Below are 20,112 nucleotides of genomic sequence, written 5' to 3' on the forward strand. Positions count from 1 at the left end.
CAAAGTGCCCATTCTTAGTATTTAAATTGAAGTAAAATTTAGTAATTAAACAAAGCTTTCCCTTCCATTAATTCATTTACTTTCTTTTTTACAGATGCAATAACTTCTTCATTCTTGATATTATCAACAACCTCGGAGATTAGCTCTGAAATAGTTTCCATATCCTGTTCTTTTAATCCTCTTGTTGTAATTGCTGCCGTTCCTAGTCTGATTCCAGAGGTTGTAAATGGCGATTTATCATCAAAAGGAACCATATTTTTGTTACATGTAATATCTGCCAGAACTAATGCTTTTTCAGTCTCTTTACCATTAACGCCTTTATTTCTAAGATCCACAAGCATTAAGTGATTATCTGTTCCCCCGCTCACAATATCAAATCCTCTACTGATCATTGCTTTTGCTAAAGCCTGAGCATTAGATTTAACTTGTTTTGCATAAGTCTCAAACTGAGTATCCAAAGCTTCTCCAAAAGCAATTGCTTTACCAGCAATCACATGTTCAAGAGGTCCTCCTTGAATTCCAGGAAATACTGCACCATCTAAAACCTGACTCATCATTTTGATCTCTCCTTTAGGTGTCTTATGACCATACGTATTTTCGAAATCTTTACCCATCATGATCATTCCTCCTCTTGGCCCTCTTAGTGTTTTATGAGTAGTTGTAGTCACTACGTGGCAATGTTCAAATGGGGAATTCAGTAATCCCTTTGCAACCAAACCTGCCGGGTGCGCAATGTCAGCCCACAGAGTAGCACCTACTTCATCTGCCACCTCTCTGAATTTTGCATAATCCAGGTCTCTGGAGTAAGCGGAAAAACCGGCAATAAGCATTTTCGGTCTTTCTCTCAAAGCAACTTCTCTCATTTGATCGTAATCAATCAAACCTGTTTCCTGTTGTACGCCATAAGAAACAACATTATACTGAATTCCTGAAAAATTAACGGCTGAACCATGAGTCAGATGTCCTCCCATGGAAAGATCCATTCCCATAATTTTATCTCCGGGTTTCAAAACGGCAAGGTAAATAGCTGCATTAGCCTGAGATCCGGAGTGAGGCTGAACATTTACATAGTCAACTCCAAAAAGCTCCTTTGCTCTGTTTATTGCTAATGTTTCGACCTCATCTACTACTTCGCATCCACCATAATACCTTTTACCAGGGTACCCTTCTGCGTATTTATTTGTTAATACACTCCCCATCGCCTTCATTACATTATCAGAAACAAAATTTTCCGATGCTATAAGCTCCAATCCATGAGTTTGTCTTTGTTTTTCCTTTTCAATCAGGTCGAAAATAATATCCATTTACTTTTAGTTTTTGAGATTTTTCACCCCAAATGTACGGAATTTTCAACAAGATTTTATTCATAAAAATATGATTTTTGGGATAAAATAATATAAAACACAATTTATTTCTCAATCCCTATCTAGCTTAAAATCTTAGTGAAAAAGTGCCCATCACTTCTTATAAAAAAATATTCCCTGCTATACTAATACAGCAAGGAATACTTAAAACACTTAAAATTTAATTAAAATTCTTCTTCAATAAGCTCCTTATTTACCATAGCACCAACGGTATTTCCAGATCCGACAGCATTTGCTACAGATCTCATCATTGAAGAGCTATCACCACAGGCATAAACACCATACACATTGGTTTTATAAAAAGCATCTGTTTTTATATGGCCTGACTCAGTTATTTCGATGCCTAAATCCTGTGAAACGTTTATATTTTGCTCAAAAGGAACTTTAGCATAGACAGCTTTTAAAGAAACTTTTGATCCGTCTTTAAAGACGACACTTTCAATGATCCCGTTCCTATGCTTCAATTCCGTAATTTCATTTTCATTGATATTAATTTTTTTTTCTTGTAACTTTCTGATCTGATCTTCTGTGAGCTCTGCCTTTCCATTGGTAAACAGAGTAAGGTCTTTCGTCCAATGTGAAATCATTTTTGAAAACTCATAGGCAAAATCGCCATTACCCATAATTCCTGTTTTCTCATTTTTCACTTCGTACCCATGACAATACGGACAGTGTAAAACAGAAATCCCCCAACAATCTTTGAATCCTGGAATAAGTGGCTTTATATCATTAATTCCAGTGGCAATAATCAATTTCTTAGATTTGAATCTTTCTAGTGACTGAGTTTCGACTTCAAATCCGTTATCTATTTTCAGAAGTTTACTCGCAATACCATCATAAAACTTTACAGAACTATATTTTTTCACCTGAGATTTAGCCTCATCACTAATCTCCCGGGGAGTCCTTCCATCTTGTGTCAGAAAATTATGAGAATAAGGTGTTTGCTCATTGCAAGGTTTTCCTCCATCAATAATTAATACATTTCTCAAAGATCTTCCTAAAGCCATTGCAGCTGAAAGACCAGCATAACTGCCTCCAATTATTATAACATCATAAGGGTTTACTTCCATGGTCTGAAATAAAATTTAAGACAAAGATAAAATAATTTTTTAATAATGCAATAAAGTTGCAATAATGAATTATTTCAAAATTCCCTTTTATTATCATCGATCTCATTTTTTAATTTCGGCCTAACATCTATTTTTGCCCGACTGAAACTAAAAATAAGAGTACCTTTTTCTCTGGCAAAAGGATTGGTAATAGAATCAGCTTTTCTTGAAATTTCAAAGTAAGGACCAGTCTCTTTTAACTCATCATCATTATCATTATCTTTTATTCTTATCAAGTTAAAATATTTGTCTTTAAGATCAAACCAGTTGATATAATCGGCATTAAATGAGACAGCTTTTATTCCCATCTTTGAATAATAGTTAATAGCTCCAGCTTGACCATAATTATCACATAAAACTAAAGTCTTTCCTATCTTTGATAATTTATAATATTCTTTATCTACTTTTTGTGCTAATTCTTTCCACCCTTGCATATCTGCAAAATCCTGAGGTAATGAGTGATCCTTTCCATCCTCCCATCTCAACAATCCAAATTTTTTATAACGCTCCGGATTATTCACAATAAACTCAGGACTCTTATTAGGAAACAAAATACGATACATGGGAATAAATAATAGTATGGGAAAAAGTATACAGAGTGGTTTAAGAAATCTTTTCCATCCGCTTTCTAAAATGTGATCCAAATAAGCTGACCCAAAGGCAATATAAACAGGATAAAGACCAATTGCATAATAATCTTTAGCTTTAAAAAAGACAAACAGAGATATTGCAATTACATATCCCCAAAAGAAAAATCTGAACTTTTCAAATGGTTTGTAAAATAACAGGGCGTAGAAAGCCAATATGATAACAAACGTAACTCCTATAAAGAATAGTAATTGAGATTTAAAAAAGTCAAATCTATTCACATTGACCAATTGATTCTCTGAAAGCTGCTTCATATGATGAATAACAGGGAAGTTATTATTATACTGCCATAAGAGATTAGGAAAAATAATAACTAAAGTTACAAGTGCAGCCCAATAGGTGTGCTTGTTTGCAAAGATCTTTCTTTGGCCTGTTAACAAAAGTGCAGGGATAAAACCCAATGCCAGAAAAGCAATATTATATTTATTTAAAATACCCAAACCAAAAATTATCCCACCGGAATAAAGCCATTTTATTTTCTCTGTATATATGTATTTAATTAAAATATAAAAGAATAAAGTCCATAAAAACACTTCCGAAGAGTTAGGCTGAAAAAACATATTTAATCGCAAAAGCACAGAAAATAATAGCCCAAAAGAAGCCAAAATCTGAGCAAACAATCCTCCTTTTAACTCTTCAATGATCTTCCACACCACAACTATAGTCAGCGCCCCAAATAAAGCCGGAAAAAATCTAACCCAGAATACTGATCTACCTAATATTTTAATTAACCATGCCACCCAAGAACTAACTGGTGGAACGGACAAATATCCCCACGCAATATGATCTCCCTGATCAATATGAAGAAACTCATCCCGGTGTAATTCGTATTCGGGGTTAATCAATAAATATTGAAGAATAAATTTTGCAATAATAAAAACGAAAAGAATAAGATAGCTTTTCTTCATAGGTCAAAGTTTGAAATTAAAATTAAGACATTTTAAGCTTCTTATTCATTACATTTTCAAACATTGTTTAACGGAATAGGCAACAACCTTCAGGAGCAAAAAAATCCCGGAAATAAATTCCCGGGACTGTAGATAAAATGTATCTGATTAGTTTATTATTTTTTCTTTTCTTTAAGTTCCTCTTTGTCCTTATCTGATGGGTTCCACACTTTCACTTCAGAATTTTTATCTATTCCTGAAAGAATTTGAACATTGATCCCGTCACTGGCACCTAATTTCACATATACTTTTTTGAATTTTCCATCAGGTTGCTTTACCTCAACAAAAGATCTGTCTTTACCGTTGTTTTTCTCATATTGAATAAGAGATTCATCAAGCAATAATGCATTCTTTTGGGAATTCAATACAATCTCTCCATTTGCTGAAAATCCAGCTCTGATGTATTCATTATTAGGATTGGTTACATCGCCTTCTACAGGAAATTTTATCGTTCCCAGATTGTCTTTTCCCTTAGGAGCAATCATTGTTAATTTCCCCGGAAAAGTTTTGTTCTGCAAGGCACCAATCACAATATTCATTGGCATCCCCTGCTTCAGTTTTCCCGCCTGAGCTTCATCAATCTCTCCCTGAAAGATCAGTGAATTAAGATCGGCAATAGAGCAAATCGTTGTTCCCGCGTTGAAAGAGTTCGCTTCAATAACCTGGCTTCCTACTTTTACAGGAACATCAAGTACCGTTCCTGCAGCTTTTGAACGTATTTGCGTTGTAGCAAAACCCTGAAGTTCAGGAGTTGCTCCGGTTTTCACAATTTGTAATCTCTTCTGAGCCGTCTGGAATTGCTGGTTTGCGTTTTTAAGAGTCTGTTGCTGAGAATACAATTGTTGTTGAGAGTTTAAATAATCCTGCTTGGAAATAACTCCCTGACTATACAATTTCTGTTGCATATCAAATTGTTTCTGCATGTTATCTACATTCAGCTTGGCATTGCTGATCTGAAGCTGCGCATTCTGAACTTCCTGCTGTGCATTGTTTACATCCGCGATATTTGGAATAATCCTAACCGTTGCAACCAATTGTCCCGCAACTACTTTATCCCCTTCATCAACTAAAATTTTATCAATAATCCCTGCAATATTAGGCTTGATCTCGATTTCTTCTTTTGGTATAATTTTCCCTGTCGCCATGACTTTATCATCCATATTCTGGACCGTTGGTTTTCGCGTAAGGAACGCTTCACTCTCTTTAGAATTGGATTTGATCAGATAACCGATTCCCGAGAATAATGCCACTGCAAATAAAAGCCCCAACAGTATATAAATGGCTTTTTTCCAAGTGAATTTCTTTTTCATATATCTAGTTTATTTTTTATTTAAATGGTTTTTATTCAGTTCTTAACGCTTCAATAGGTCTGATTTTAACAGCTCTCTGAGCTGGAATCATTCCGATAATCAATCCTAAAACTACCATCACCGCCATGGCAGCAAATACATTTCCGTAGTTTACCGTAGGATTATAAAATGGAAAGGCATCCTGATTCTGTGTAGCCATATTAAGGACCATCAGGACAAATATTCCCAACATGAATCCTAATAACCCTGAGGATAGTGTAATTACAACACTTTCCAGCAGAATCTGATTTCTTACTTCTGAAGGTTTGGCTCCTAATGCTCTTCGGATCCCTATTTCTTTTGTTCTCTCTTTTACCGTAATCAGTAAGATATTTGAGATCGCAATAACTCCCGCAAGAATCGTAAGTGTTCCTACAATAATTGTTAATAGCTGCATTCCGGTTAAGAATCCGGTTAATTTTCCAAATTCTTTTCCAAGGTTGAAGCTTCCAAATGCATTTGTATCTTCAGGTGAAACTTTATTTTTAAGCTTTAATACCTGTTTTACTTTTTCTTCCACAATCTTTAAATCGGCATCCGGCCTGCTGACAATAGCAAACATATCGATATTGTCTCCCGCATTATACATTTTCGTGTATGAAGAAAGAGGAATGAAAACAGTACGGTCATTTTCAAAACCGCCTCCTTTTTTCACTCTGAAAACACCGATAATATTAAAGAAAAGCCCTTTTATATTTATTGATTTACCAATAGGATTTTCTTTCTTTTTGGAATTAAAAAAGTTTTTATATACCTCTTCTCCGATCACGGCAACATTTTTATTGCCTGATAAATCGGCATCGTTTATATAGCGTCCGAAAATAAGTTTCTTTTCAGAAATTTTATTTCCCACAGGATAATCCCCTGTAAGAGAATAGGTAGCACTTTTCCCGTTTCTTGACATAGATTCTCCGGGTGTTCCTGTAAAACTTCCCCGAGCATTCTGTGGTGAAATGTAATCTATTTCAGGAATTTTTCTTTTAAGCATTTCCATATCCGGCAAGTGCAGTTTCATCTCTCTCCCTTTTGGAAAACCTTCGTATGGAATAGAGGTTTTCTGAGCCCATAGAAAAATAGAATTCGTTGCAAAGCCTGAAAATAATTTATCGAAACCATTCTCCATTCCTTTTGCTGCTCCCAGCAAACTTACGTATAAAAACATACCCCAACCCACCCCGATCATGGTAAGGAATGTCCGAAGTTTATTATTTCTCAGTGAATAATAAATTTCCTGCCAGGTATCCTTTTTAAATAAGATGTTCATTGGTGTTAGTTATGAGTTTGATTTATACTTTTTTTATAATTATGTACGAACATCAGCTATTACTCTGTTCGTAATGCCTCTATAGGTTTAATTTTCGATGCCCTGTAAGCGGGAACAAAACCGGCAATCAATCCTGAAAAAACCAATGCCAGAAATGCCATAAAGATCTCGGTCCAGCCGACACTAGGGTTCTTGATAAAAAATTCTTCAAGACTGTCTCCCATAAGGCTAAGCGCTAAAACTCCCAAACCTACCCCAATTAAACCTGAGATCACAGTGATCACAACACTCTCCTGTACAATTAATGCCACAATGCTTTTTGGTTTCGCTCCAATAGCCTTTCTAACACCTATCTCCTTGGTTCTCTCTTTAACGATGTAAACCATAATGTTACTGATTCCAATGATTCCCGCGATCAAAGTCCCCATCCCGATAAAACCAACAATACCTGTAAGTACAGCCATAAACATAAATGTATCATTCATATTTTCTGCATTATTCCATACCCGGACCCCATTTTCATCGTCAGGAGAAACATTCTTCCTGGCTTTTAATCTATCTTTAAGCTCGTTACCATATTTTATAGCTTGCTGAGGTGTTAGCTTTTCGTTATAGGCTATATAAACCGTTGTTACAGTATCTGAACCTTTTTTCATCTGTTGCAAAGTAGTAATGGGTACTGTAATATGTCTTTCGTCCCAGTCTCCACCGTCGTCGGAAAATACTCCAACTACTTTGAACATTGTTCCGTTAATATTCAGTTCTTTTCCTACCGGACTTCCGTTTTTGATCAAATCTCTCTGTACCATTCGTCCGATCACGGCAACATTTTGTTTTCTTTCAAGATCGGAAGGATTGATATAACGTCCCTCAAGAATTTTCCTGTTTTCAATGAACTTTTCTTCAGGATCTCCTCCGTTAACCTGATAATTCCCACTTTCTTTTCCGTACTTCACCAGCAAACTGGTTTGATACCTTGGAGTTGAATAGCCTACTTTTTCCTTATCTGCTTTAACCAGAAAGTCATAGTCATCATTATTCATGGTTACGTTACGATCCGACTGTAATCCTTTGTAGGCAATGGTTGTTTTTCCTGTAAAGATGGAAATAAGATTTTGAGCATCCCTTGCAAAACCTTCTGTAAAAGCGTTTTGTAAACCTTTACCGATTCCGAAAAGAACGATAAAGATAAACAGCCCTAATGCCACCGTAAATCCGGAAAGCACCGTCCGCAATACATTACTGCGAATGGAACTGAATATTTCCTGCCAACGATCCAGGTCAAACATATTTTTATTTTTTTACTTTTTTAAAGTCAATGTACATTCACTATTTATAGAACAACCTGTTTGATAAATTCATCACTTTCGATAACTCCATCCTTTAAAATCACATTTCTTTTTGTTTGTGCTGCAACATCAGGTTCGTGGGTTACTACAATGATCGTTTTTCCTTCATTATTAATATCCTGTAACAATTTCATGATATCATGGGTTGTTTTTGAATCCAAGGCACCTGTAGGCTCATCGGCCAATACCACTTTAGGATTTGTGATCAGCGCCCTTGCAATAGCTACCCTTTGTTTTTGTCCACCAGAGAGCTCATTGGGAAGATGGGTTGCCCATTGGGCGAGTCCTACTTTCTCCAGGTATTCCATGGCGATCTGATTACGTTCTTTTCGGGGTACGTTCTGATAATATAAAGGGAGAGCAACATTTTCTAAAGCCGTTTTATATCCTATCAGATTAAAAGACTGAAAAATAAATCCTAAAAATTTACTTCTGTATTCTGCAGCCTTTACTTCGGATAAATGCTCGATGGGAACACCGTCCAGCTCATAAATCCCGGAATCCTTTTCATCCAGAATCCCTATAATATTAAGGAGGGTAGACTTTCCGGAACCCGAACTTCCCATAATAGAAACAAACTCGCCTTCGGAAATATTGAGATTAATTCCTTTGAGAACGTGCAGTTTACTTTTCCCTGTATCGTATGATTTGTTTAAATCCTGAATTACTAACATTAAGTGATCTATGTTTTATAGTCAATAAGTAGAAGATATTTTCAATTTGTTACAAGAATCAAAATTTATTGTATTTTTTTAGTGTTTAATATAATACACCTTTATTTATAGTATTTTATGATTTTATGTTTAACTGTAACTTATCAAAAATATTTATTTTATGCTTATTATTGTATCTAAACCAATATCAGTGCTTGTTTCATGTAAATGTGGAAAACTTTTACGATTAAAAGTCAACCAATTAGTGTTTAGCCCTTTCAAAATCGTTTCTTTTTTTCGAACTTTGTGCTTCGCACTAGCAAATAATAAAGACACTTTTCTTGTGAAAAACTTTTAAATATAAGTTCCAACAAATCAAGCTGTTATTTATTCTTTGATTTTTATCCACAGTGATCTAATTAGTTTAATTTAAAGACATTTTTAATATGGGAATTTTTGATAAGAGAGTAAGTTACAAGCCATTTGAATACCCTGAGGTTCTTCAATTTGTAGAAGCGATCAACAAATCGTTTTGGGTGCATTCGGAAGTGGATTTTACTGCAGACATTCAGGATTTTCATTCGCAGCTGGAACCACACGAAAAAAATTCTGTGAAAAATGCTTTACTGGCTATTGCACAGATCGAGGTGTCTGTAAAGACATTTTGGGGAAACCTATACAATCATATGCCAAAACCTGAACTGAACGGTTTAGGTGCTACTTTCGCTGAATGTGAATTCCGTCATTCCGAAGCCTATTCGCGTTTATTGGAAGTATTGGGATATAATGAAGAATTTACCAACGTTATAGCAGTTCCTGCTGTAAAAAAGAGAATAGACTTCTTATCAAATGTTCTGAAACATGCTAATTCTTCCACCCCTAAAGAATATGTTTCTTCTCTTTTACTATTCAGTATCCTGATTGAAAATGTATCGCTTTTCTCACAATTTGCGATCATTCTTTCTTTCACAAGATTTAAAGGATACATGAAAAACGTTTCCAATATTATCGCGTGGACTTCTGTTGATGAACAAATCCATGCTAACGCAGGAATTTATCTGATAAACAAAATCCGCGAAGAACAACCTGATTTATTAACTGATTCAGACATTGAAGATATTTATACTTTAGTAGATCAATCTGTAGAATTGGAAGGTGAAATCTTAGACTGGATCTTTGAATTGGGAGAATTGAGTGTATTCTCAAAAGAAGACTTACTCAACTTTATGAAATACCGTGTTGACGACAGCTTAAAGAAAATCAATATGGATACACGCTACAACATTTCGCCGGAACAATACCGTCCGATGAAATGGTTTGAGGAAGAGGTTTTTGCTAATTCTATGGATGATTTCTTTGCTAAAAGACCTGTTGACTATACGAAACACGACAAGAGTATTACAGCCAACGATTTGTTTTAATTAAACAAGCTCTGTATATAGCTCAACAATCTTTCATTAGAAAGTATCCTTTTCGGATGAAATAAAAACCAAAACACAAAAGATGATTAATGTAATTGTAAGTTATACCGTAAAACCAGAATTTGTTTCAGAAAACAAAGAAAACATTCAAAATTTCCTGAATGATTTCAGACAATTGGATCTGTCGGCATTTGAATACAAGGTTTTTCTTAAAGAAGACGGTGTTACATTCTTACATTATTCTAATTACAGCAATGAAGAGGTACAACATGAGGTTTTGAATACACCATCTTTTAAAGAATTTCAACGATTAAGAGATGAGAGTGGACTTAACGGTTCCCACAAGGTAGAATTTTTAGAATCAATTTAATAACACAAAATTCCTGGATATTACGACATGGATATCCGGGAATTTGAAAATATAACAACTATGGAGGAACAAAATACTAATATATGGTGGCTCAACGAGGAGTCTGAGCAAATGCTAAACAGAGGATATCTGTTAAAAGGGGAAACTGTAGACGGAGCTATCGACAGGATTACCACTGCTGCTGCCAAAAAGCTATACAAACCGGAATTACAACCTGCTTTTAAGGAAATGATCACCAAAGGATGGATCAGTTTTTCCTCTCCGGTCTGGGCAAATATGGGAACACAGAGAGGTCTTCCTATTTCATGTTTCAATGTACACATTCCGGATAGCATTGAAGGGATTACTCATAAAATGGGTGAAGTCATCATGCAGACAAAAATCGGGGGTGGAACTTCAGGATATTTCGGGGAACTTCGTAACAGAGGAACTGCAGTAACAGATAATGGAAAGTCTTCGGGAGCGGTTTCCTTCATGAAATTATTTGATACAGCAATGGACGTAGTATCACAGGGAGGAGTGAGAAGAGGAGCTTTTGCAGCTTACCTGGATATCGACCACGGTGATATTGAAGAGTTCTTATCAATTAAAGATATCGGAAGTCCTATTCAGAATTTATTTACCGGAATTTGTGTTCCTGATTACTGGATGCAGGATATGATCGATGGAGATATGGAAAAACGTAAGATCTGGGCAAGGGTTTTGGAAAGCCGTCAGCAAAAAGGTCTTCCTTATATTTTCTTTACGGATAACGTTAACAGAAATAAACCACAGGTTTACAAAGATTTGGGACTTACTGTAAATGCAAGTAATCTTTGTTCTGAGATCATGCTTCCTTCTACGAGAGAAGAATCATTTATCTGCTGTCTTTCTTCCATGAACCTGGAATTATATGATGAATGGAAAGATACGGACGCAGTGAAGTTGGCTGTTTATTTCCTTGATGCTGTTTTAACTGAATTTATTGATAAAACAGAAGGCAATTATTACCTACAGGGAGCAAGAAACTTTGCAATGCGTCACAGAGCTCTTGGGCTTGGTGTTTTAGGATACCATTCTTACTTACAAAAGAACATGATCCCGTTTGAAAGTTTTGAAGCAACTCAGTTTAATGCAAGAGCATTCAGACATATTAAAGAGCAATCTGAACAGGCATCAAGAGAACTGGCTAACATCTATGGAGAACCTGAATTGTTAAAAGGTTATGGGTTAAGAAATACTACCACAATGGCTATTGCTCCTACGACTTCAAGCTCTGCTATTTTGGGACAAACTTCTCCGGGAATTGAACCTTTCGCATCCAACTACTATAAAGCCGGTTTGGCCAAAGGAAATTTCATGCGTAAGAATAAGTACCTGGCAAAATTATTAGAAGAAAAAGGACTAGATAACGAAGAAACATGGAGAACGATTATGTTGAACCATGGTTCCGTTCAGCATTTAACTGAACTAACTGACGAAGAAAAAGCTGTATTTAAGACATTCAAGGAAATTTCTCCGATGGAGATCATTTCCCAGGCCGCTCAGAGACAACAATATATCGATCAGGCACAATCATTGAACTTACAAATTCCATCTACCATGCCCGTAAAAGATGTAAACTATCTGTACATCGAAGCATGGAAAAAAGGAGTAAAAACATTATATTATCAAAGAAGCTCATCAGTATCTAAGGAAATGATGGTGAACTTTGTATCTTGTTCAAGCTGCGAAGCTTAGACTACAAATAATAAACAATTATATATTGAAGCACGTTTTTTAAACGTGCTTTTCTTATATCTTGTTTTGTAAAGAATTACAAAATAAAAAAAAGCCCAGAAAGAAAATCTGGACTCTTGAAAGAATATATAAAGTAAAAATTAAAAATTATATCGAACTCCCAGCTGTGCCTGGAATCTTGATGCAAACTGATCAATCGTATAAGGCAACCCCGGAGATTTGAAATTATAGGTTGGATCTCCAGCTCCCGGCTGTCCCGCTGCCACATTTCCAACTTTAGTTAATCCAACACTTGCTGTTGAATTAAAAGTATTCGGTACAAAATAGATCTTACCCCAATCCTTATTCAACAGATTGGTGAAGTTGATGATACTTAAAGAAATCTGGATATTATTTTTAGACTTCCGGCTCAGTCTGATCTCATCCATAATTCTGATATCTGCCTGAATATTCCAAGGAGTAAAGTCTCCGTTTCTCTGAGTAAACGTTCCTCTTCTGCTGCTCAGGTATTTATTATTATTAACGAAGCTTTCATAATCAGCCACCTGCTGTTGGGCTGTTACCAAAACATTCCCTGCAGCATCTTTTATCGGAACAATATACTTAGCAGCTTCAGCAGCATCATTAAAGATATATGCCAATCCGGCAGCTTGTCCTGTATTAGCAATCGTACTGTTTACAAAGCCCCATGAGAAAGGATTTCCTGACTGAGCATTGAAATATACGTTGGCCGACAATCTGTTGGACTCTGAAACATTGAAACCATATCCGAGATTGGCAACAATTCTATTTTTAATAGCAAAGTTAGAAGTTGTCAACTGAGGATTATTAGGTGTAAGGGATTGATTCATCTGCCAGTTACTTTCCATTGAGTTTCTGATCCCGTTGGTAATATCTTTAGCATCTCCGTAAGTATATGCTGCAAAGAAGTTAAATCCGAAATTATAAGATTTAGAAATCTGTGCTGTTATATTATACCTGTAACCTTCTTTCGTATTGGATAACATGTACGCATTAGAAAAATTACTGTTGATATTCGTTGTATAAATAGGCATTTGGTGATTCACGTCATAACTGTAATACGTTACGTTATCCGTTTTATTCACCTGCTGGAATTTCAGATCATAAAGTACTTTAGTATAAATACCTTCTAATGTCAACTTATATCCTCCAACGGTATAATCTACTCCTAATGAACTTCTCCACACTTTAGGCATTTTGAAGTTATTATCAATAAGGTCTACCTGAACTTTGGAAGAGTTTTGCCAATTAGCAAAGTTTCCGCTTACCAATGGGTCTCCATTAGCTGCCATTTGAGCTGCCGTCGGACCATTATAATCATAACTTCCGAAACCTACTCCATCATTATAATAAGCATAACCCAGCCATGCAAACGGTATTCTTCCTACGAAAATACCAGACCCCCCTCTTAATACAACTGATCTGTTTTCTGTAAGATCCAAAGTAAATCCTAATCTTGGAGACAATGTGGGTTTATTAAGATATTTGTTTGTAAGCTGATTTAATGGTGTATAGCTGTAGGTATTCCCCATATTAGGATCGGTAGGAGAATTAGTAACTTTTGAACTCAAAAGAGGTTTGTTTGGTAAATCAGTATAATCTACTCTTACACCCGGAGATAAACGGAGTCTTCCTAAATTAATCTCGTCCTGAAGGTATAATGAAAGAAGGTTCACTTTATATGATGCATACGGATTATTAAACAGCGTCTCTCTGCTGTCTCCATTGAAAGGATAAGTCCCTCTTATCCTTGCTGGTTTTGAGTTATAAAAATCATCAAGATTCTTATAAGAGATTCTTCCGTTCAATGCATTTACAAAACCATAATCGATATTGTATAATTCATTATGCGTTCCTAATAAGAAAGTATGATTTCCTGTCTTATACGTTAAATTATCGGTGATCTCAAATGTTTTCTGCTTCATATTGAAAACCGTTGCCTCTCTATCATTTCCTAATAAAATAGTTCCTCCATTATACCCTATTTCCACTTGTGGAAACATAGCGTTGGAAGAAGTAGGATCCCTGTAATCATTAATAGAAGAATATCCTAATACTAAGTTATTATTCCATTTATCATTAAAACGGCTTTTTAGTTCCAAAGTCGTCGTTGAAGCATTGTTCTTTTGAATATAGTCCATGCTTGAAAACCTGAAATTGGCACCATCTCTTTCAAGGTTGGAAGCCTGGGAGAATACAGTGTTATTTTTAATGGACAATGTATGTTTATCATTAATCTTCCAGTCTAATTTGTTGAAAAGCTTTGCACTTTCAGAAAAATTAGTGTACTGATTAAAGCTTCCCACATTAAAGCCATACTTGGTTCGAACAAAATCTGAGATCTGTTGAGCAACAGCGTTATTAACCAACGCATTAGGATCATCAGCATTATAAAAAACAGGATCTTTTCTTTTTGTATATTCAAGATTGGTGAATAAAAACACCTTATCTTTAACGACAGGTAATCCTACTCTCCCTCCATAAATAAAATCCTGAAAAGAGCTTGGCATTTTTGAATTATCTCCTACCCTATTTCTTCCTGTAATAGCAGCATTACGTCCGTATACATAAAAAGATCCTTCCACATTATTACTACCACTACGTGTAACGGCATTGATACTTCCTCCAAGGAAATTTCCTAATTTCACGTCATAAGGAGCAATATAAACCTGTACATCCTGAATCGCATCCAAACTAATTGAGTTGGAGCGTGTACTACTTCCCGGCATTCCCGATGTTCCCGTTTGTCCACCCAAAGACGGACTAAAACCAATCGCGTCGTTATTGATCGACCCGTCAATAGTAACGTTATTATACCTGAAATTGGTTCCGTTGAAAGAGTTGTTAGCACTTTGAGGGACCAACTTGGTAACATCCTGGATACCCCTGTTAATATTTGGGAGTCCGGAGATCTGAGCCTGGCTAATTGCAACTCCGTTTTTCACAGTGGTTCTCTTCGAGGTAAGCTTTACCTCGTCGATCACTTTTTCTCTGTTTTTGATTTCTACTACAGGCAAATCATTACTTCCTAATGAAAGCTGTAAATTGGTATTCGAATAGATAATTTGCGAACCATCGGAAATCTCTATCGTGTAGGGTCCTCCGGGTTGTAGATTATCCAGACTAAATTGTCCTTTGTTATTACTTTTAGTTTCAAAGGTACTGTTGGTGGGAACGTGAACTACTTTTACCGTAACTTCAGAATTTACCCCTTTTAATCTTCCGAAAATTTTAGAGCTGGTTTCTTGTGAAAACGCTAAGCCAAAAGACAAAACAGCAAAAGCACAGATCAATTTTCTCTTCATATTTTTATACTTCTAAATTTTATGGCAAAATTAGAAGCAACAATCATGAATTGTGGTAACATACAGTTAACATTATATAACATAATGTTTAATATTTCCTTAAAAAAAACTTAATTGCTTAAAGTAAATATGTAAGATGAGATCTAGGTAACATTTTACAAATAAATCTTTTACCGCATTGAAGCTATTTTAAGATATATGAACACAATATGAACAACGTTCATTTTACTAAATCAATGCCTTGATAAAAAAGGAAAACATGGTAGAGGCACTCATCAGTATTTGTACGGATAACAAATATAGTATTAATACTATAGTAGTATTTCTAAGTTGCTAGGTTTAAAAATATAGTACTTTTGTAAGGTTGAGGTTTATAATTTCCTTCATTGGATATATCCTTATTAAAATTAGCAACCCCTTAAAAACACAATATGTACAAAATGCTATTTATCTTCTGTGTAAGCTTTTCCTGCATGGCTTATTCTCAGAACCTTAATTTTACAGATGCCAAATTTAAGGCCTTACTACTAACTTCAGGTCCGGGTAGTCAGATTGCAAAAGACATCAATGGCAACAATATTAAAATTGATGCAAATGGAGATGGACAGATTCAGCTTACTGAAGCCCAGCAAGTAAAAACTTTAAATATAAAGTTCAATGTGCTTCCCACTTACAATAGTCTTCCAAACCAAATCACCGATGCTCTTTTATTCCCCAATGTCGAAGAACTTTACATCCATGACACAAAATCAGCGGTCATTAGTTTTGTTAACAACAATAAAATTAAAAAAGTTCTTTACACCGGAAGTGGTGGATTTGTAAACAATGTAGGAGTTAGCCACCGTGTTCCTATTGATTTTTCATTCGATAATTGTGGTGCCGTAGAGAATGTGAATGACTTTGTTGCAGACATCAATTTATCTCCTTACGACCCCTCCACAATTTTGAGATATAAAAACTGCCTTCTCATCAAGGATGATATTGTCTTAAACAATAAAAACATTAAGGAGCTTCATATCAAAAACTGCCATGTAAAAACGCTCACCTTCACATCCTGTAAGCGTTTAAATAAGATCAGTGTTCCAAATTTAAATTCACTGACCAAAATTTCAGTTTCCGGATCTACCGGAACCATATTACCATCCGGAAATCAGAATATCCACCTTGTTGCGAAATCTTGTACAAACCTGGAAGAAGTTATAGCAGATACGGATCATTATGAAACCACAGGAGCTTATTTTACTTCCGTAGATCTAAACGGCTGTACTTCGTTAAAAAGAATCAAAGGTCTTAATGCATCCTCAATCAATTTTTCCAATGCTGGATTAATCAATTTAGAAGAGCTTGATGCATCATTCTATAACCGGTATGGCTATTATACTACTTCAGGAGTATATTTTGGAAATGTAACCTCTTTGGATGTATCCGGACTTCCCAAATTGAAAATACTAAAAGCTTTCAATCAGCCAATAACCAATGCTACTTTTAATAGTGCGGCTGCTTTGGAAGATATGGACATCACAAATTCCTGTGGCTACATGGCTGTTTTGAATGTAGACAATCTTACCCATCTCCAAACTCTGAAAGCAGATATTCCCGGTGATCTGAATTTCCTGAATCCACATACTGATCTGCAGCAGATTTCTGCACAAAACTGTATTTCTTTGGTCAATCTATCGATAAAAGGAAATAAAGACCTGAAAAGCTTAGACCTTCAGAATTGTTCGGCTATACAAACATTGAACCTTGGACCTAATTTACCAGGCAACTCACCTTTTGATACCTTTACTGAATTAAATAGCCTTAATATCAATCAATGTAACTCCTTAAGGGAATTAGGTATTGCTAACACAAAAATTTCTACGATAGACCTTTCACAATGTCCACAATTGGAATCTGCTGATCTTGAATATAATTCATTAGTAAACAATATTAACTTTTCACAAAACGGTCAACTCAAGTATCTTACCCTGAGAAGCTGTCCGCTCATTACCAATCTGAATTTATCGGATTGCAATGTTTTAGAAGCTATTGCATTCTTTAACATGTCCGGATTAACCCAGGTGAATATCAAAAACAATGCATTGGAGGGTTGTGAATTTTCCGGGTACAATAGTAATTTAACCATTTGTGTTGATCCTGCTCAACTTACCGATCTTCAAACTATGTATCCGGACATTAATTTCAGTACTAATTGCCCGGCTACTACCAATTCAAAAAATACGAAGCTAGACCATATAATAACCAAAATTGATGTATTTCCTAATCCTGTAAAAAATATCCTTCAGATAAGATCCCCTGAACCCGTGAATACAATAGATATATTTGACAGTATGGGGAGATCAGTATCACATCAGAGCTGTGGCAAAGGAGATTGCACTATTAATACGTCAGGTTATCCTGCAGGAATTTATCTTATCAAAATAAAGACGAAATCTACTGAAATTTCAAAAAAAATAATAAAAAACTGATTCCCTTTTCCTTGATATCTTTAGCTTAAATTCATAAAATAATTGTCTTATTTTTATTTTATATTTGTTAGATACTTAATTCTTAAAAACTTCAAATATGAAATTCGGACAAGTAGAAGATCCTTCAAAAATAGATTTTACATTACCCAAAGATCACAGCAGAACCAAAGAGATCCTCAAACAAAATAAAAAGGGATTAGAGAATATCTCCATCGGATGTGCCAAATGGAATAAAACCGACCTCAAAGGATTTTATCCAAAAGGAACCAAGGACGAATTAACCTATTATGCTACCCAGTTCAATTCTATAGAACTCAATGCGACATTCTACGGAATGCCAACTCCTGACCAGGTATTGACATGGAAAGAAAAAACACCGGCAGGGTTTAAATTTTTCCCAAAGATTACCAATACAGTTTCCCATTTCAGGAGATTAATTGATGTAACAGAACCTGTAACCCAATTTGCAACATCGGTTCTTAATTTTGATGAAAAACTGGGTATGGTATTTCTTCAGCTTCATGATAACTTTAAACCAAAAGATTATGACAGATTAGAGAAGTTTGTCAAAGAATGGCCAAAAGAAGTCCCACTAGCTATAGAGCTCAGAAATACGGAATGGTTTAATGATGAAAACATTTTAAATACAACCTGCGATCTTTTTGAAGCCCATCATATCACTAATATTATTGTGGATACTGCCGGAAGAAGGGATATGCTTCATATGCGTCTTACCACTCCCAATGCTTTCATCCGCTATGTAGGAGCAAATGCAGAAAGTGACTACGAAAGATTGGATGATTGGTTAAAGCGTGTTACACAATGGAAAAAAGAAGGCCTCCAAAATTTATATTTTTTCGTCCATCAGAATATTGAAAAGGCGTCCCCTTTATTATCTGCTTATCTCATCAAAAAAATGAATGAGGAATGGAAAACCGACCTCCATGTGCCTCAAATGGCAACAGAAAGTATCCAAAGTTTATTTTAGCATAAAAAAAATATTCAGCTATTTAATCATTTAATTTAAGATTTTATAGCTTTTTTTTATGTTTTAACAGTAAATATATCACTGTTTGGTGTGAAAAATTTTTTATCAGCAAAAGTCAATATTTTTCACCAATAAATGATATATTGTAAGGTATAAAACCCTTATTACCAACTGTAAAAATCAAAACTATGGAAAAGGAAATATGTACTATCAGCATTACAAACAATTCTCTTGGTGACAATTACACCTTTTACGAAAATGAGAAGATTAAAAGAATCTACGACAGTACCAGCCAGCATCAGGATGTAACAGAATGGCTGACCTATGACCAGATCAGCAGTCAAAGCAAGGATAAGCTCATCAAAAACTGCCCGGAAGAGCTTAAAGAAAAAATCATGATAATTTTAAATTATCCGTGATGTAACAAGAGACATCGACACTATATTTAACTAAAAAAGAAAGATGATCTGCTGGCTTCAGCAGATCATCTTTTATTTTGAAAGGTTTACATTTATTTTTTAATTCTAAAAAGCAAGACCAAATTCAGAAATAGCAAAAGAAAATCGAGAGATACCCAGATCCCCAGTTTTACATTTTCATAATTATAGGCTTCCACCTGCTTTTTAGCAATTTCAGATAATTTTACACTTTGATTGATATAGTTGTTCACCTCAACGATCTGATCAATATTTTTGTTAGGAACAGAATGCTGTGAAAAATAAACCAGGTTTTTCTTTCCTAAATATCCGATAACCCAATACTCATCAGATTTATCCATCTTGAGGTATTCTATTCTGTAATATTCCGGGCGTATCTTTCCAATGTGCTTTGCCTCGTGCATTGCATTTTTATCCGGATTATTGACGTTGATGACATAAAAATCCAGGGTCTGAGGAAGTTTATTAATAACCTGCAAACCAACGGAATTACTCACCACTCCAACAGCACTTTTCTTGATAAACCAATAAGTGAATACCGAGATTGAAAAAATAAGCGTTGCGATACGGAACAGTTTTGCCCATTCAGCACCTTTTCCTGATTTTACCTTAGATAAAATAAGAGAGAGGACAGAACAAAGAAAGATAACAAAGATGATTAATCCCATGCTGCAAATATACTGATTTAAGAATTTTA

At 35.3% G+C, this 20,112-nt stretch carries 15 protein-coding genes; 6 read left to right on the forward strand and 9 right to left on the reverse strand.

The features are described 5' to 3' along the window. Positions 1–38: 38 nt before the first annotated feature. From glyA to MTQ00_RS11410, 7 genes are all read right to left on the reverse strand, one after another. Positions 39–1,304: a serine hydroxymethyltransferase gene (gene glyA, locus MTQ00_RS11380; RefSeq protein ID WP_273649117.1), complete on the reverse strand. Its 1,266-nt coding sequence runs from the start codon at positions 1,302–1,304 to the stop codon at positions 39–41. A 224-nt stretch (positions 1,305–1,528) separates the two neighbouring features. Then, on the reverse strand, positions 1,529–2,434 hold the full coding sequence (locus MTQ00_RS11385; protein ID WP_172280057.1) for an NAD(P)/FAD-dependent oxidoreductase: 906 nt from the start codon (positions 2,432–2,434) through the stop codon (positions 1,529–1,531). A 74-nt stretch (positions 2,435–2,508) separates the two neighbouring features. After that, positions 2,509–4,029 (reverse strand): glycosyltransferase family 39 protein, encoded by a 1,521-nt coding sequence (locus MTQ00_RS11390; RefSeq protein WP_273649119.1) that lies wholly within the window; start codon positions 4,027–4,029, stop codon positions 2,509–2,511. Positions 4,030–4,184: 155 nt separating this feature from the next. Then, positions 4,185–5,378 carry an efflux RND transporter periplasmic adaptor subunit gene (locus MTQ00_RS11395; RefSeq protein WP_172280061.1) on the reverse strand — a complete coding sequence of 398 codons (1,194 nt, stop codon included), beginning with the start codon at positions 5,376–5,378 and terminating at the stop codon, positions 4,185–4,187. 31 nt (positions 5,379–5,409) lie between these two features. Further along, positions 5,410–6,681 (reverse strand): ABC transporter permease, encoded by a 1,272-nt coding sequence (locus tag MTQ00_RS11400; protein WP_172280064.1) that lies wholly within the window; start codon positions 6,679–6,681, stop codon positions 5,410–5,412. A gap of 59 nt (positions 6,682–6,740) precedes the next feature. Continuing rightward, complete coding sequence (locus tag MTQ00_RS11405; RefSeq protein ID WP_172280065.1) at positions 6,741–7,970, reverse strand: ABC transporter permease; 1,230 nt, start codon at positions 7,968–7,970, stop codon at positions 6,741–6,743. Positions 7,971–8,014: 44 nt separating this feature from the next. Next, positions 8,015–8,704 carry an ABC transporter ATP-binding protein gene (locus tag MTQ00_RS11410; RefSeq protein ID WP_172280066.1) on the reverse strand — a complete coding sequence of 230 codons (690 nt, stop codon included), beginning with the start codon at positions 8,702–8,704 and terminating at the stop codon, positions 8,015–8,017. A 425-nt stretch (positions 8,705–9,129) separates the two neighbouring features. On the opposite strand from MTQ00_RS11410, the gene MTQ00_RS11415 reads away from it, so the two are divergent. The 3 genes from MTQ00_RS11415 to MTQ00_RS11425 all read left to right on the forward strand — a co-directional run bounded on the left by MTQ00_RS11415 (position 9,130) and on the right by MTQ00_RS11425 (position 12,193). Then, positions 9,130–10,104: a ribonucleotide-diphosphate reductase subunit beta gene (locus MTQ00_RS11415; RefSeq protein WP_172280067.1), complete on the forward strand. Its 975-nt coding sequence runs from the start codon at positions 9,130–9,132 to the stop codon at positions 10,102–10,104. Positions 10,105–10,186: 82 nt separating this feature from the next. Further along, positions 10,187–10,474, forward strand: a complete 288-nt coding sequence (locus tag MTQ00_RS11420; RefSeq protein WP_172280068.1) for an antibiotic biosynthesis monooxygenase — start codon at positions 10,187–10,189, stop codon at positions 10,472–10,474. Between the two features lie 27 nt (positions 10,475–10,501). Further along, positions 10,502–12,193 (forward strand): ribonucleoside-diphosphate reductase subunit alpha, encoded by a 1,692-nt coding sequence (locus MTQ00_RS11425; RefSeq protein WP_262888817.1) that lies wholly within the window; start codon positions 10,502–10,504, stop codon positions 12,191–12,193. A gap of 140 nt (positions 12,194–12,333) precedes the next feature. On the opposite strand, the gene MTQ00_RS11430 is transcribed toward MTQ00_RS11425, so the two are convergent. Beyond that, positions 12,334–15,519, reverse strand: coding sequence for a TonB-dependent receptor (locus MTQ00_RS11430; protein WP_273649123.1), 3,186 nt, complete (start codon positions 15,517–15,519; stop codon positions 12,334–12,336). Between the two features lie 431 nt (positions 15,520–15,950). Here MTQ00_RS11430 and MTQ00_RS11435 point away from each other — a divergent pair, with 431 nt between their 5' ends. The 3 genes from MTQ00_RS11435 (at position 15,951) to MTQ00_RS11445 (ending at position 19,397) form a co-directional block, all read left to right on the forward strand. Continuing rightward, positions 15,951–17,990 (forward strand): T9SS type A sorting domain-containing protein, encoded by a 2,040-nt coding sequence (locus MTQ00_RS11435; RefSeq protein ID WP_273649125.1) that lies wholly within the window; start codon positions 15,951–15,953, stop codon positions 17,988–17,990. A 97-nt stretch (positions 17,991–18,087) separates the two neighbouring features. Beyond that, positions 18,088–18,978, forward strand: a complete 891-nt coding sequence (locus tag MTQ00_RS11440) for a DUF72 domain-containing protein (RefSeq protein ID WP_172280074.1) — start codon at positions 18,088–18,090, stop codon at positions 18,976–18,978. Between the two features lie 188 nt (positions 18,979–19,166). After that, on the forward strand, positions 19,167–19,397 hold the full coding sequence (locus MTQ00_RS11445) for a hypothetical protein (RefSeq protein ID WP_172280076.1): 231 nt from the start codon (positions 19,167–19,169) through the stop codon (positions 19,395–19,397). Between the two features lie 92 nt (positions 19,398–19,489). Here the strand turns inward: MTQ00_RS11445 and MTQ00_RS11450 are convergent, their stop codons facing one another. After that, positions 19,490–20,083 (reverse strand): hypothetical protein, encoded by a 594-nt coding sequence (locus MTQ00_RS11450; protein WP_172280078.1) that lies wholly within the window; start codon positions 20,081–20,083, stop codon positions 19,490–19,492. Between the last annotated feature and the right edge of the window lie 29 nt (positions 20,084–20,112).

It is taken from the genome of Chryseobacterium sp. B21-037 (genome assembly GCF_028570785.1).
GTDB lineage: Bacteria > Bacteroidota > Bacteroidia > Flavobacteriales > Weeksellaceae > Chryseobacterium > Chryseobacterium proteolyticum.